A 13,779-nucleotide genomic window follows, 5' to 3' on the forward strand; every position below is an offset into this window, starting at 1 on the left:
TTTGGGTCAGGCTTTTAGTTTACCTTTGGACCGTGTTCCATTTCCCAAAGCTTCTCAAAAAATGGCTGTCCCTTTATTAAATTTTCACAAAAGATTTCGTGTTTTTTAGACCAGCCAAATTTGATTTCTTCATAAAGTTGTTCCCAGGCATCAGCAAAATTTAGTTCTTGGATTGTTTGGTAGCGTTCTGGGCACCACTCAGTAAACCAATAACGAATTTCCGCTTCATTATTTGATGAAAACAACTGATCTAAAGCCATAAACAGAAGCTGCTTAATCTGCCGTTCTTTTCTTGTCAAGCCCAGCATTAACGTAGGCTCTGGAGAAAGAATATGGAAGTCCTTTTTACTCGACTGATTATAAAATACAAATTCTTTTGGTTCATGATTGCTGATCATTTCGTACACAAGCTGTTCCTGTCTTGGTATTAACCGGCTTTTTCGAATCGGAATATTATAGCCAATCGTATCAACAGCAAGAATTCCAACCCCATCGGTTACCACAAAGCAGTAATCCAATTGGATCCGTTCATGGTTTTTTCTTAAATACGCTTTTTGAAAAATATCATCTAGAAGCTGTTGTGGCAATTCAGATAAATCATTTTCAATATAGTTAAAAAGAATTGGCTCCACTTTTAGCAGCGGTACTTGGTCAAGTAGTTCAACTCCGTCATCCTTGCGCCATTCGTGGAAGTGGCAGACATTATAACCGTTTTCTTCTCCTTCAAACCAATTCACCCATACATCATGAAGATATAACATTGTATAATCCCTCACTTCAAGAAACTGTTTGTCAATCAGTATGGGCAGGCTACAGTTAAATTATTCCTTTATATACATTTTGCTCCGGTTGTTTCCATATTATTGGGTACAAAGACTCATAAAAAAAATCTACCATGTCTTAATGGTAGATTTTTATCTTCTTGATTTAGGGTTGAAAGCGTCTTTTAGGCCTTCTCCGATAAAGTTGATGGACAGGATGGTCATGGTGATGATGAGTGCCGGCGGCATCCATATCCAGAGCTTAAATTGAAGCACATCAGGTTCATTTGCTGAATTCAGCATATTTCCCCAACTCGGCGTTTCTTGCGGAACACCAAATCCAAGGTAACTCAATGCTGATTCAATAACAATCATTGAGGCAAATGTGATGGTTGCCTGAACAATGATTGTTGACAAAACGTTAGGCAACAAATGTTTAACAATTACCTTTGCCGGTGAGCAGCCGATGGAAACTGCTGCAATGATATATTCGTTTTCTTTTTCGGCAAGAATTTTACTGCGGACAATCCGGGCAATACCTCCCCAATACAGAAGACTGATAACCGCAATTAACACCCATAGTCCACTTACTTTACCAAAGAAAATAGCATTAATAACAATAACAAAAACCAAGAACGGAAAGTTTAAGATAAAATCAGTAAATCTCATTAACAGATTATCAACTGCTCCGCCAAAATAACCTGCCACAGAGCCGACCAATGTCCCAATAAAAATAACAAAAAGCGTACAGCTTAATCCAACCAATAGCGAAATCCTTCCGCCATAAAGCAGTCTTGTAAACACATCCCGGCCTGATTTATCTGTTCCAAGCCAGTGTTTACTTGAAGGCTCTAACGACATTTCTCCAATATTTACCCTCGTTATATCCGCCGTCGTGATATAAGGGGCCAAAAAGGAGATAATCGCAACAATAACTAAAAAAATGAAACTAATCATTGCGAGTTTATTCTGAACGAACTTTTTTCTGGCGATTGCCCAAGGAGATAAGCTCTTATTCGGGGGTGGTGCTGATATATTGGTATCCTTTTGTGTAACAATTTGCATCTTTTCTCCCCCTTTAATCTAACCTGATTCTCGGGTCTACAACACCATATAAAACATCAGCAACCAGGTTTCCGATTAGTGTTAAGAATGAGAACAACATAGTCAATGTCATTAAAACTGGATAATCCCTTGTTCCAACTGATTGCAGGAATAGCTGTCCAAGACCCGGATATGTAAATATTGTTTCCGTAATGATGGCACCGCTAATAATCGCTACAAGGTCAAATCCCAAAAAGGTAATCAAAGGAATAATCGAATTCCTTAAAATGTGAACATTATAAATTTTTCTTTCAGGCGTCCCTTTAGCGCGTGCCGTACGAACAAAATCCTTACGACTGTTTTCGATAATATCGTTACGTAAAAATTGTGTATAACTTGCTGTACTTAATAAACCTAGTACAATGGCTGGCAACAATACATGATGGAGGCGGCTTAACCAATATTCCAATGTCCCATCGGTAACCCCGATATCAACTGATCCATTGGAAGGAAACCATCCTAAAGTAAAGGAAAATAAGTATATCGCAAATACACCGGCGATAAACGATGGAATGGATAAACCTAAATAGTTTAATCCTCCTATAAAGTTATCTCCAAATGTATACGGTTTTCGACCTGCATATGATCCCATAAAGAAAGCGAGAATATAAGTTATAAGTATGGATGTAATACCTAGCATAAGGGTATTAGGAAGGCGTTCGGATATAACATCTGCCACAGAAATTTTAAAGCGGGTTGACTTGCCAAAATCCCCTTGGACAAAATTTTCGATCCAGCGTAAATATTGCTGAGGCATCGGATCATTATAGCCCAATTTTTCCCTCATCTCAGCGATATATTGAGGATCAGTATTCCGTGGGTCGATTTCTCCACTGATGCCGTCACCCGGCATTAATTTTGCTAAAGTAAAAACGACGATGGAGATGAGGAATAACATTGGAATCATGCCCAAAATTCTTCGAAATGAGTACTTCAGCATGTGCATTCTCCTTGTCTATAACTATGTTAAATACATTGTTGCAATTACCTTTCTATTAACTGGGAGAGTAATCGGACGATTCTCTGGCCGTCTTCTGATGACTCATCCCAGTAAAAATCAAAAGGCTTTCGTTTTCAAAAGGTTAAGGCTTTTAGCATAGTTTAATGCTGTTAATCTGCTGCTATTATTGCTTAATCCACCATTCATTTGGACGGTTCATACCAGATACATCGAATTTAACGCCATTTACACGCTTGCTGACTGCCATTGTTTCTTCAAGTTCAGCAATCGGTAAAACTGGAAGGTCCTTCATGAATAGCTTTTGCCATTGGACATATAGATCTTTACGTTTGTTGTTATCAGTACCAACAACATTAATGTCAAGAGCTTCATCTAATAGCTTATCGCTTTCTGGATTTACCCAGCGAGGATAGTTCCAAAGAGCCTTAGATCCCCAAAGTGGAGTTGGGTCTGGATCGGCACCAGTTGACCAGCCGCCGAAGAATACTTCCATGGACTTATCCGCTTTTTCAAGCTGATCGTAGTAAAGGTTGAAGTCAACCATAGAAACCTTTGTCTTTAAGCCAACTGCTTCCCAATATTGTGCCATTGCTTTCGCACGTGCTTCAAATGTTGGGTTTTGTGTTGCATAGTGAGAGAAGTTCACAACAAATTCCTTACCATTTGGATCTTCACGGAAGCCATCGCCGTTTACATCCTTATATCCTGCTTCATCTAACAATGATTTTGCTTTCTTCGGATCATATTTGTATTGCTCTAATTGATCATTTGGTGCTGCAATCCAGTGGTTAGTTGGAATTGGCCGGTTAACTGGCTTACCTACGCCGAAGAAGAACGCTTTAACCCACTCTTCACGGTTAATTGCGTAGTACATCGCTTCACGAAGCTTCTTTTCTTGGTATTTCGGTTCGTTCATGACGTTCTTTTCGCCATCCCAAGTACCTAAGCGGAAACCAACATAGTAGAAGCTTACACCTGGGTAAGTGATGGTATTTACATTATCAAGCGCTTTTACTTGATCGATAATGCTTGGGTGGAATGAAGTCATGTCAAGTGTACCGTTTTTAAGTTCGCCGACAGATAGAGATGGATCAATTACTTTTACAACTAACTTTTCAATATGCGGTTTGCCGCCAAAGTAATCATCGAAGCGTTCCATTTCAACGGACTCACCTGGAACGATTTTTGTTACTTTAAATGGTCCAAGACCTACTGGCTTGGTGCGGACTGTTTCAGCGCTCATCATATCTTTAACAGCTACACCTTTAAAAGCAGTACGGTTCATTGGGTATGTCCAAAGATTATCCAGGTTGTTTACGCGTGCTTTGTCAAAAGTGATTTGGATATGATAATCGTCAGTAACTTTAATACCTTCGATTTTGTCAGTTTTTCCATCATGGAAATCCTGGGCGCCTACGATGTTTCTTACGTTATCGAAACGAGGGCCTTCATAATCTTTGTCAGCGATCGTGTATAGTGCGAATTCCCAGTCCTTCACTGAAAGTTCGTCACCATTGTGCCATTTAACACCTTTTTTGATTTCAAAATCAAATACTTTATTATCGGAAGTTTTCCAGGAAGCAATATGCGGCTGTGCTTTTAATTGCGCATCATAGTCAATTAAATTTTCGTCAAAAAGATCGATTACTTGAGCATCAACTGCATCACCATAGAAGGAATAGTTAAATACTCCTTTTGGAGAAGAATCAAGCGCATATACTAATGTACCGCCATCTTGAGGTTTATCTGCAGTTTCGCCAGATTTCCCTCCATTTTCTTCTTTCTTAGTACCGGCTTTTTCGCCGCCGGAGCATGCTGCTAAAAATGCTGATAATATGAGCATTAAAGCTGCAAGCCAGAGCATACTTCTCTTCTTCATTTGTTTCCCCCCTAAATAAATTTAAATTTTGTTTTAATAAAGGTGGCAAGCTACTCGGTGAGAAGGCTTCACCTCCTTTAAAACAGGTTTGCTTTTAGAACATTCCTCCATTGCCATTGGGCAGCGAGGATGGAATGGGCAGCCCGCAGGAGGATTGATTGGGCTTGGCACATCTCCGGTTAAAATGATCCGCTCCTTCTTATGCCGTGGATCAGGATTTGGTATCGCGGAAATTAATGCCTGGGTATAAGGGTGCAAGGGTTCGGCATAAAGGCTATTTTTATCGGAAATCTCTACCATATTCCCTAAATACATAACCCCAATGCGATCACTCATATGTTTGACAACACTTAAATCGTGAGCAATAAAAAGAAAAGTCAGGTCAAATTCTTCCTGTAAATCCTTTAATAGATTTAATACTTGAGATTGCACCGATACGTCTAAAGCAGACACCGGTTCATCCGCTATTATCAATTTCGGGCGCAGCGCAAGGGCTCGGGCAATTCCAATCCGCTGGCGCTGCCCGCCAGAAAATTCATGCGCATATTTATAATAGGCATCTGGCGGCAAGCCTACCTTTTCTAACAAATCCATTACTTCATTTTTTAATTCAGATTTGCTTTTTTTGTGAAAGTTATAGATTGGTTCGGCAATAATATCCCCTACCATTTGCATCGGGTTCAAAGAAGCATAGGGGTCCTGGAATACCATCTGCATATCTTGACGGATTTCCCGTAAATGTTTTCCGGAAATTTTCGTAATGTCTTTTCCGTCAAACAGAATACTGCCTTCGGTTGGTTTTAGCAGTCTTAAAATGGTCCTGCCCGCCGTGGATTTTCCGCAGCCGGATTCCCCTACAAGCCCTAGCGTTTCCCCCTTTTTAATCTCAAAGGATATATTATCAACCGCTTTGACATGGCCGACAGTCCGCTTAAAAAAGCCACCTTTAACAGGATAATAGGTTTTTAGATTTTGAATTTGTAATAGTGTTTCAGATTGAGAGGAAATTGCTTCTTGGTTGTTATGTACAGAAGTAGTTCTCATTACCTCACCCCTTCTCTTGGTTTACTTGTTTCATAGAGCAGGCAGGCAACTTCGTGGCCAAAATCGGTTTCAGCGAGAATTGGGGTTGTTGTCAGACATTCTGACATCGCCTTTGGACAGCGGTTCGCAAACCGGCAGCCGACCTTAGGCATATTCGTTAAAGAAGGTACGATTCCTTGAATGGAGCTAAGTCTTTCTTCCTCTTGTTCCATTTTTGGAACCGCTCCCAAAAGTAAAGTCGTATAAGGATGCTTCGGATTATAGAACAATGTTTCAACATCAGTTCGTTCCACGATTTTGCCGGCATACATAACGATGACTTCGTCACACATCTCGGCAACCACACCCAAATCGTGGGTAATTAAAATGACGGACATATCATTTACTTCCTGAATGCTTTTCAATAATTCGAGAATTTGTGCCTGAACCGTCACATCAAGGGCTGTAGTCGGCTCATCAGCAATTAACAATTTTGGCTGACAAGCAATCGCGATTGCAATCATAACCCGTTGTCTCATACCGCCTGAAAGCTGATGCGGATATTCATCAACGATTTTTTCCGGGCGGGAGATTCCTACGCTTTTCAACAAAGCAATTGATTTCTGCCTAGCTTCTTTTTTTGATATTTTCGTATGGTTAAAAAGAACCTCTTCAAGCTGATATCCTATTGTAAAAACAGGGTTTAGAGAGGTCATTGGTTCTTGGAAGATCATTGAAATATCTTTTCCGCGAATTTTATTGATTTGTGCTTCAGTCATTTTTTCAAGATTTATGCCATCAAAAACGATTTCACCGGCATTGATTTTCCCTATCCCTTTAGGAAGCAGCTGCATGACCGACAAACTCATGACAGATTTACCGCAGCCAGATTCACCGACAACTCCGACAATTTGCCTTGGTTTAACCTTAAATGAAACATTATCGACAGCATTATAGAAAGTCCCGTCAATATCGAAGGCTGTTTCTAAATTTTTTACTTCTAGCAATGGTGCCTCTTTGAGTGATGATTTATTTGCGCTCATGCTACACCTTCTTACTTTTTTGTATTATTCTGTTAATTAGTTATATTTAAATAGAATTTTATTACAGAATTATTGCAATTGCAAGACTTTTTTGTTTAATTAGTCAATTCAAAATTAACTGAAATAGGAAAAGCCTGAAAAATCAGGCTCTACTTGGAAAAATCAACATTCTCTTTTAAATATTTTGAAGCAGATTGAGTAAAACTTAGTTTTGTAGAATAATTTTGCTTCTCGTAGAATTTTCGGATAATATTATATCCCGCAGCATATCCGAGCAGCAGCGGAAATCTTCCCCCGCCATATAGAAGTTCATCATGGAGTTTTTGACTTTTACTTATATCTAGCTGTTTTTTTATATAACGATCCCAAAAATAAGAGATTTCCCTATCTGTATACATACGGCACCAGTTTGCTAAATATTCCTTGCCACAATGTTTATAAACAGCATACTCTGCAAGGCCCTCAATGATAAGGGAGTCTAAAAGGGTGTATTCTTTAAAATCCTTATTAAGTGCACGCAGCCGGCAGACATGATGATATTCATGTACAAATAGAGCTTCAACTTCTTTTAAATCTTCGTAGCCGGAAAGAAACAGGAACATCTTATCAGGGAAAGATACCCCTGCCTTCCTCCTCTCATCTCTCCTAATAAATAACCCTCCCCTTTCATTTAACGGGAAAAGGAAAATGGGTATATTCGGTCCTGACCATTTCTTTACATAGATATTGAACAATTCTTCCACCCTGTCCCAGGCGTTGTATTCCTTCATTTCACTTAAATTATTTCGGGATTTCCAGGATGGCCGGTACATTCCAAAGTTTTGCAGCTGGTTATATATTTCATTGGCTTTTTGCCCCTTAAAATATGGGAGCAGCCGTTCACAGATTTTTATTGGACGATCAAAATCTTTTTCAAGCCATTGATCGGTTCTGATGATCCCCATTATTGCACCCCATTTAAGTGTTCATTCTAATTTATAGTTTATGATGGCTTTTTAGGGGTGGTTCTCGGTTGTCAAGGCGCTGTAGCATAAAAAGAAAAGAGACCAAGATAGATATTCTCGGTCCCGAATTCTTATTATTGATATTTTTTAAAGACAATGGTTGCGTTGTGCCCGCCGAATCCTAATGAGTTGCTCATGGCAGCGTTGATTTCTTTCGGTCGTGCTGCATTGGCAACATAATCCAAGTCACATTCCGGATCTGGTGTCTCATAATTCATTGTTGGCGGAAGAATGCTCTCCTGAATAGCCCTAACGGTAATAATGGCTTCTACCGCCCCTGCAGCGCCAAGTAAATGTCCCGTCATCGATTTTGTTGAACTCATGGCTACCTTATAGGCATGTTCTCCAAAAACATCTTTAACAGCCATTGTTTCAAATTTATCGTTATATTCAGTACTTGTTCCGTGAGCGTTGATATAGTCGATATCCTCCGGTCTTAACCCGGCATCTTCGATTGCCATTTTCATTGCCCGGGCACCGCCTTCTCCTCCTGGCGCCGGTGCAGTGATATGATAGGCATCTCCGGTTGCTCCGTAACCGACAATCTCTGCATATATTTTTGCTCCGCGGGAGAGCGCATGCTCTAACTCTTCCAGAATCACGATTCCGGCACCCTCACCAATAACGAAGCCATCACGGTTTTTATCAAATGGACGGCTTGCCGTTTTTGGATCCGGGTTTGTCGATAAAGCTGTATTCGCACAGAAGCCTGCTACCGCCATTCTCGTAATCGGAGCCTCTGCACCGCCTGTTACCATGACATCGGCATCCCCGCGTTGAATGACTTTAAATGCATCCCCAATGGAATTTGTCCCTGTCGCACAAGCGGTAACGGTACACGAATTAAAACCTCTGGCGCCAAGTGTGATGGAGACCTGGCCTGTGGCCATGTCAGGAATCATCATCGGCACAAAGAACGGGCTGACCCGCTTGTAGCCTCTTTTTTGGAACATCTCAAATTGATTTTCAAAAGTTTCCATACCGCCGATACCGGAACCAATCCAGACGCCGACACGGTGAGAGTTTTCTTCATTTATTGTTAAGTTTGCATCCTTTACAGCCATTAATGCACTGGCTACTGCATAATGCGTAAAACGATCCATTTTTCTTGCATCTTTTTTGTCAATAAAAGTTTCCGCATTAAAATCCTTGACCTCTGCCGCTACCTTGGCCGGATATTCATCAGCATTTAAGCGGGTAAGCGGCCCGACCCCTGATTTGCCTTCAATTATACCTTTCCAAGTTGTTTCAGCATCATTCCCGAGTGGTGTTACCGCTCCAATGCCTGTCACAACTACCCTGCGTCTATTCATTTTTACAGCTCCTTTTTTAGGATTTCATTTTCCCTATAAATAAACCTTGTTCTATTATTAGCTAAACTTACGATTATTTGCCCCAGCGGATGGCAATGGCTCCCCATGTTAGGCCGCCGCCAAATCCAACCATCACGATTAGATCATCGTCTTTTAATTTTCCTGCTTCCAACTCTTCAACTATCGAAATTGGAATCGAAGCCGCTGAAGTATTTCCGTATTTATGAACCGTTTTGGACATTTTTTCAACAGGCAGCTCCAATCTTTGTCTAGAGGCCTCCATAATCCTGATGTTCGCTTGGTGTGGAATCAGAAAATCTACGTCTTCTTTGCTTAAACCTGCTTTTTCAAGGACATTTATACAGCTTTCTCCCATTTGCCTTACCGCAAATTTAAATACTTCACGGCCATTCATAATGATATATTCGTCCTGGTACAAGTGCTTCGCTCCTGTACCATCTGCTCCAAGCTCAAAAGAAAGGATTCCCCTGTTTTCTGATACTGGTCCAATGATTGCAGCACCGGCCCCATCTCCAAAAAGAACTGCCGTATTACGGTCATTCCAGTCGGTAATTTTTGAAAGCTTTTCGACTCCTACAACAAGGACATTTTTATAAACTTCAGACTCAATAAATTGTTTGGCTGTCACAATTCCATACATAAAACCTGCACATGCAGCGCTGACATCCATTGCAGCGGCTTTATGAGCACCTAATCTTTCTTGGATTTTACATGCGACTGACGGGAAAGGTGTATCCGGAGTTACTGTTGCTACTAAAATTAAATCTAGATCCTCCGCACGTATTCCTGCATCACTAATCGCTTTTTCAGCTGCAAAAAAGGCCATATCAGACGTATTTACATCATCTGCTGCGATTCTCCGCTCTTCAATACCTGTTCTTGTGCGAATCCATTCATCAGAGGTATCCATCATTTTCTCTAAATCAAAGTTGGTAACCACTTTTTCCGGTAAATATCTTCCAATACCAACAATGCCTGCTCGCATAATTCCATCTCCTTTGGATTATCCAAATACATTTAATATCAATTATTATGACTTGGTACTAATTTTATCAAATTAGAGCTTTGTTTAGCAATAGTTTCTTCCGGGATCTCTCCGCTAATGTACATTCCATTTATTGGTTTATTCATAAGGTAATACTAAACGAATTATTTTTGAAGGGAGTCAAATATGCTGTGGACGATCGGGAACTTAATGAACTGAGGGATTTTGGTAATGAAGAGGCGGAAGACTTTGACGGTTTAGCCAACCATGATGGAACAGAGGAGAAGTGGGAGGAGGATCCATTCACGGCATTAATGTTCGGACATGGACGGGGGCGTCAGGGCCAGGGGACGGTCCAACATGATCCTCTTTTCCAGCACCCGCAATATCAGCCGCCGAATATTGATTACACGGAGATTATGGGGCATGTTGATACTTTAATGGAATCTGCCCGGGGATTAAAGCCCCTGTTTCAGAAAATTTATCCGTTTGTCGAACAGCTTTGGAAAAAAAAATAAAGCTGCCTTCCAAAAGGGCAGCTTTATCCATAATTAAGGCAGATTGCCGGAATTTTTATAGGTCTCGATATAACTATCCATTTTATGGATAAAGCCCTTGTCTACTAAAGGGCTGTATTTGCCTAATGAAATGACATCGTCTTGAAAATCAAAGGAAAGATTCCCCGACTTTAGTTTCTGGTTATTAAACTGGTCGGCCACCTTAACGTACAATTTATCGACCTGTTGAATCGTGCTAGTTAAGACCGTTGATTCTCCAAAATCCGATTGTTCAGAAACATAACCAATCACATATTGCCCTCGGTCTTTTACTCTTTCTATCACGGGTACGTTAAACCCATCCCCGGCAGGATAAACGACATCCACACCGGTATCAAGCATTCGATCAACTAATTGGATGGCTTTATTATCATCATCCCAATTGCCGACATACTCAATACTTACATGGGTATTTTTATCCTCCGCCATAGCTCCTTGGTAAAACCCTTCGATTTCCGGCTGCCATTCATAGGCGGCCAGGACACCGACTTTATGCTGCTTTGACATATGGGCTGCAACCATCCCCCCAAAAAAGCCCATCGCATGCCCCTTGAAGTTCAGGCTGGTGGAGTTGGGTGTTTTGGCATCACCATTAAAACTGACAAAGTGAATATTAGGATAATCCTTTGAAATTTGATTAAAATATTCGGCGTATTCCGACCCGTGCCCGAAAATAAGATTGACCCCTTTTTGATCAAACTCTTTTACGGCCTTTTCCACTTTGTCCTCAGAATTCATGCCCTCTTTATAAAATACATCGATATTAAATTTGGATTGAATTTTTAACAGTCCATTAAATCCTTTCGTGGCCCACACTTGATCATTTACGGTATCGGGCACTAATAAGCCAGCCTTTTGCAGGTGGCCTTGTGCTTTTGTTTCCCCGCAAGCACTTAGTAAAAAAAGGCATAAAAAAATGATGCCGAAGCGGCTAAGCATTGAATGCAACTCCTTCGTACGGCGGCCTAGCTCTCAAACCTAAACTAAACTAACCTTTTAGTAAATCTTGTTAATTATTATTCTACCTGTTCAATAAATAATTGAAAAGTAAATTTCTTCGCTTCCCCCGTACAAAGGAGCCTATCGGCCATCATTTTCAAAATAATCGAGATACAGCATCCGAGTATGCTGCTTTTGTCTGTTCAGTGATACAGTTAAATCAGTTATCTTTTTAACCGGCACTCTTACGGCATTATGGTCAGAGAGATGCGGCACTATCCGACTTTTGAGCTGTTCCAACTGTTCCGTAATATTTAAATATGTGACACATTTATCCCAATAATTCTCCTGACCGCTTTCCACAATAAATGACCCTGATTCCTCTCCTTCAATCAGTTCAAGTATAGATTCAGCAGCATCTTCAACATATACTGCATCTTCAGTCCATTCCCTATCATTAATTGAAATGGCTATATCTGTAATGGCCGCAACAATGGCTTGTTGTATAAAAAAAGCGTTCGGCTGCCAAGGTCCATAAGCAGAAGGCAGGTATATAATTTTGAAGTCTTCCACCAGGTTTTTTATCTGCCTTTGAAAATCTAAAACAGCAGTTTCCTCGTTCGTTTCCAACATTTGCATAGGCAAAATAAAAAGTACCTCTATATTCCCATTATATTTTTTAAGATAATCCAATATTGTTTCTCTAACCTGCACATTTAATAAGAGATGTTCTTGACGGAGCATGTAAAGATCATAAATAGAAAAAATAAACAGTTGGTTTTCAGCTGATCGGTTCTGTATTTTTTTTCTCCATTGTGAGAAGGAGTACTCGGCAAAATTAGCATTTCTTCCCACTTCAAGCCTTTTTTCATCTAAATAAGGGATTTTGCTTGTATCCTCTAAATGGATACCGTCAACCTCAATGCCTTTATTTAATAACGTTTTACAGACGTGAAAATTGACAAAGTCGAAAACGCCCCAAATGACAGCCTTGTCCATTTCATCACCCTCCCCAAACTACCCTTACTGAATCCTATGCTCTTCAATAAGGAATTATTTCAGTTGAGGAGGGATGGTCACAAGACCGATTCGTGGCTGCTTAGAAATTTAACACATATTTTACCTAGCTGTTGCTTTTTTTCCAGAAGAATAAACGTTGGATTTATATTTGAGGGTCCGAGGATCTGTTGATATTGTTTCGATTGGTTATAGGATCTGCCGCCTGCCAAAATGTGGATGATTTGAATAGGGCAGTCGTAATTAAGATTTACCGTATCGTCCATTTTAGAAATGGCGCTTTCAAGGTCCTGCTGATTTGTTTGATAGGCTGCAACTAATTCCCTGATTAACTTTTTATAAAAAAATTTATGTTCCTTTTCTTGCTGGAGATGATGTTTTAACGAAAGCACAGGATTTAGGAGGATAACCGATCTGATGTTGTCTTTCATTTTCTCCATTAATTTTAGAGCAACTAGCGCGCCCATGCCCTCTGCCAAAATATGAATTTTTTGATTAAGAATTTCACTTCGAATGACATGCTGATACAAGCTTTGTGCAAGCTCAACCGCATGATCACTGCCCCAGTTCCGCCCATAAAGATTTGAGGAAAAAATGGTGTACCCTTTTTCTTTTAAATCGTTGATTATGATTTGCTTTCCTTCATTTTGAGTCCAAAAGCTTTTACTCTCGTCCACAAAATGCCGTTCATCTCCGATTACTAAGACCCCAAACCCGGTTGGCTTTTCAGGATAATAAATAATATTCCATTGGGAATCCATTTGAAAACACCGACATTCCATAGATAAAACTCCTTTTTCCATATTTCCTCATGATAATGTATGTCATTTCACAAAAGATGAATGGGGCATTGCCTATTTTTTATTTGTAAAAGAAACCCTTTCATTAATTTCATATCATGTGGTAATATAAGATAGGATGTAAAATAGGCAGGTGAAAAATATGCGTTTCTTTTGGACTTTTTTCTGGGCTTTTCTTTTAACAGAAATGCTTACATATGTAGTCAGCTCGATGTCCGGTGCGGCATTTGATTTCAAGCTTGGTGCCATTTTATCTGTAGGAATTACCATTTTAATTTTCGTTATTTCGACAGTTATTCCAAATGAGCCTGTTGAAAAACACTAAGACTTTTTAAAAAAGGTCCTCCCCCAATTGGAGGACCTTTTTTAATT

Annotated in this window: 14 protein-coding genes; 2 read left to right on the forward strand and 12 right to left on the reverse strand. The window is 40.0% G+C overall.

Annotated elements, in window-relative coordinates; genetic code table 11:
- Positions 1-14: 14 nt before the first annotated feature.
- The 9 genes from KHB02_RS06600 to KHB02_RS06640 all read right to left on the reverse strand — a co-directional run bounded on the left by KHB02_RS06600 (position 15) and on the right by KHB02_RS06640 (position 10,094).
- Positions 15-761: a YjbA family protein gene (locus tag KHB02_RS06600; RefSeq protein WP_213141006.1), complete on the reverse strand. Its 747-nt coding sequence runs from the start codon at positions 759-761 to the stop codon at positions 15-17.
- 153 nt (positions 762-914) lie between these two features.
- Positions 915-1,826 carry an oligopeptide ABC transporter permease gene (gene opp4C / locus KHB02_RS06605; RefSeq protein ID WP_213141007.1) on the reverse strand — a complete coding sequence of 304 codons (912 nt, stop codon included), beginning with the start codon at positions 1,824-1,826 and terminating at the stop codon, positions 915-917.
- Between the two features lie 13 nt (positions 1,827-1,839).
- On the reverse strand, positions 1,840-2,805 hold the full coding sequence (opp4B, locus tag KHB02_RS06610) for an oligopeptide ABC transporter permease (protein WP_213141008.1): 966 nt from the start codon (positions 2,803-2,805) through the stop codon (positions 1,840-1,842).
- 184 nt (positions 2,806-2,989) lie between these two features.
- Positions 2,990-4,705: an oligopeptide ABC transporter substrate-binding protein gene (opp4A, locus tag KHB02_RS06615; protein ID WP_213141009.1), complete on the reverse strand. Its 1,716-nt coding sequence runs from the start codon at positions 4,703-4,705 to the stop codon at positions 2,990-2,992.
- Between the two features lie 33 nt (positions 4,706-4,738).
- A complete protein-coding gene (locus tag KHB02_RS06620; RefSeq protein WP_213141010.1) occupies positions 4,739-5,749 on the reverse strand; it encodes an ABC transporter ATP-binding protein in 1,011 nt (336 codons plus the stop codon).
- A complete protein-coding gene (locus KHB02_RS06625; protein WP_213141011.1) occupies positions 5,749-6,771 on the reverse strand; it encodes an ABC transporter ATP-binding protein in 1,023 nt (340 codons plus the stop codon). The genes KHB02_RS06620 and KHB02_RS06625 overlap by 1 nt, the downstream gene beginning before the upstream one ends.
- Positions 6,772-6,920: 149 nt before the next feature.
- Positions 6,921-7,715 carry a DUF2268 domain-containing putative Zn-dependent protease gene (locus KHB02_RS06630; protein ID WP_213141012.1) on the reverse strand — a complete coding sequence of 265 codons (795 nt, stop codon included), beginning with the start codon at positions 7,713-7,715 and terminating at the stop codon, positions 6,921-6,923.
- A gap of 134 nt (positions 7,716-7,849) precedes the next feature.
- Positions 7,850-9,088 (reverse strand): beta-ketoacyl-ACP synthase II, encoded by a 1,239-nt coding sequence (fabF, locus tag KHB02_RS06635; RefSeq protein ID WP_213141013.1) that lies wholly within the window; start codon positions 9,086-9,088, stop codon positions 7,850-7,852.
- Positions 9,089-9,161: 73 nt separating this feature from the next.
- Positions 9,162-10,094, reverse strand: a complete 933-nt coding sequence (locus KHB02_RS06640; RefSeq protein WP_213141014.1) for a beta-ketoacyl-ACP synthase III — start codon at positions 10,092-10,094, stop codon at positions 9,162-9,164.
- Positions 10,095-10,285: 191 nt separating this feature from the next.
- On the opposite strand from KHB02_RS06640, the gene KHB02_RS06645 reads away from it, so the two are divergent.
- Positions 10,286-10,612, forward strand: coding sequence for a hypothetical protein (locus KHB02_RS06645; RefSeq protein ID WP_213141015.1), 327 nt, complete (start codon positions 10,286-10,288; stop codon positions 10,610-10,612).
- Positions 10,613-10,645: 33 nt separating this feature from the next.
- Here the strand turns inward: KHB02_RS06645 and KHB02_RS06650 are convergent, their stop codons facing one another.
- The 3 genes from KHB02_RS06650 to KHB02_RS06660 form a co-directional block, all read right to left on the reverse strand.
- Complete coding sequence (locus KHB02_RS06650) at positions 10,646-11,590, reverse strand: BMP family ABC transporter substrate-binding protein (RefSeq protein ID WP_213141016.1); 945 nt, start codon at positions 11,588-11,590, stop codon at positions 10,646-10,648.
- Positions 11,591-11,731: 141 nt separating this feature from the next.
- Positions 11,732-12,589 (reverse strand): NAD(P)-dependent oxidoreductase, encoded by an 858-nt coding sequence (locus KHB02_RS06655; protein WP_213141017.1) that lies wholly within the window; start codon positions 12,587-12,589, stop codon positions 11,732-11,734.
- 77 nt (positions 12,590-12,666) lie between these two features.
- Entirely contained in the window at positions 12,667-13,368 is a 702-nt protein-coding gene (locus KHB02_RS06660) for an alpha/beta fold hydrolase (protein WP_338088267.1), read from the reverse strand.
- Between the two features lie 181 nt (positions 13,369-13,549).
- Between KHB02_RS06660 and KHB02_RS06665 the strand changes: the two genes are divergently transcribed.
- Complete coding sequence (locus KHB02_RS06665; protein ID WP_213141324.1) at positions 13,550-13,732, forward strand: YjzD family protein; 183 nt, start codon at positions 13,550-13,552, stop codon at positions 13,730-13,732.
- Positions 13,733-13,779: the final 47 nt, after the last annotated feature.

The sequence above is a fragment of the Neobacillus citreus genome, from assembly GCF_018343545.2.
GTDB lineage: Bacteria > Bacillota > Bacilli > Bacillales > Cytobacillaceae > Neobacillus > Neobacillus citreus.

Excerpts from the sequence above, each read along its gene's own strand:
- KHB02_RS06600 (WP_213141006.1), bottom strand. The coding sequence starts at position 761 with ATGTTATATCTTCATGATGTATGGGTGAATTGGTTTGAAGGAGAAGAA.
- opp4C (WP_213141007.1), bottom strand. The coding sequence starts at position 1,826 with ATGCAAATTGTTACACAAAAGGATACCAATATATCAGCACCACCCCCG.
- opp4B (WP_213141008.1), bottom strand. The coding sequence starts at position 2,805 with ATGCTGAAGTACTCATTTCGAAGAATTTTGGGCATGATTCCAATGTTA.
- opp4A (WP_213141009.1), bottom strand. The coding sequence starts at position 4,705 with ATGAAGAAGAGAAGTATGCTCTGGCTTGCAGCTTTAATGCTCATATTA.
- KHB02_RS06620 (WP_213141010.1), bottom strand. The coding sequence starts at position 5,749 with ATGAGAACTACTTCTGTACATAACAACCAAGAAGCAATTTCCTCTCAA.
- KHB02_RS06625 (WP_213141011.1), bottom strand. The coding sequence starts at position 6,771 with ATGAGCGCAAATAAATCATCACTCAAAGAGGCACCATTGCTAGAAGTA.
- KHB02_RS06630 (WP_213141012.1), bottom strand. The coding sequence starts at position 7,715 with ATGGGGATCATCAGAACCGATCAATGGCTTGAAAAAGATTTTGATCGT.
- fabF (WP_213141013.1), bottom strand. The coding sequence starts at position 9,088 with ATGAATAGACGCAGGGTAGTTGTGACAGGCATTGGAGCGGTAACACCA.
- KHB02_RS06640 (WP_213141014.1), bottom strand. The coding sequence starts at position 10,094 with ATGCGAGCAGGCATTGTTGGTATTGGAAGATATTTACCGGAAAAAGTG.
- KHB02_RS06650 (WP_213141016.1), bottom strand. The coding sequence starts at position 11,590 with ATGCTTAGCCGCTTCGGCATCATTTTTTTATGCCTTTTTTTACTAAGT.
- KHB02_RS06655 (WP_213141017.1), bottom strand. The coding sequence starts at position 12,589 with ATGGACAAGGCTGTCATTTGGGGCGTTTTCGACTTTGTCAATTTTCAC.
- KHB02_RS06660 (WP_338088267.1), bottom strand. The coding sequence starts at position 13,368 with ATGGATTCCCAATGGAATATTATTTATTATCCTGAAAAGCCAACCGGG.
- KHB02_RS06665 (WP_213141324.1), top strand. The coding sequence starts at position 13,550 with ATGCGTTTCTTTTGGACTTTTTTCTGGGCTTTTCTTTTAACAGAAATG.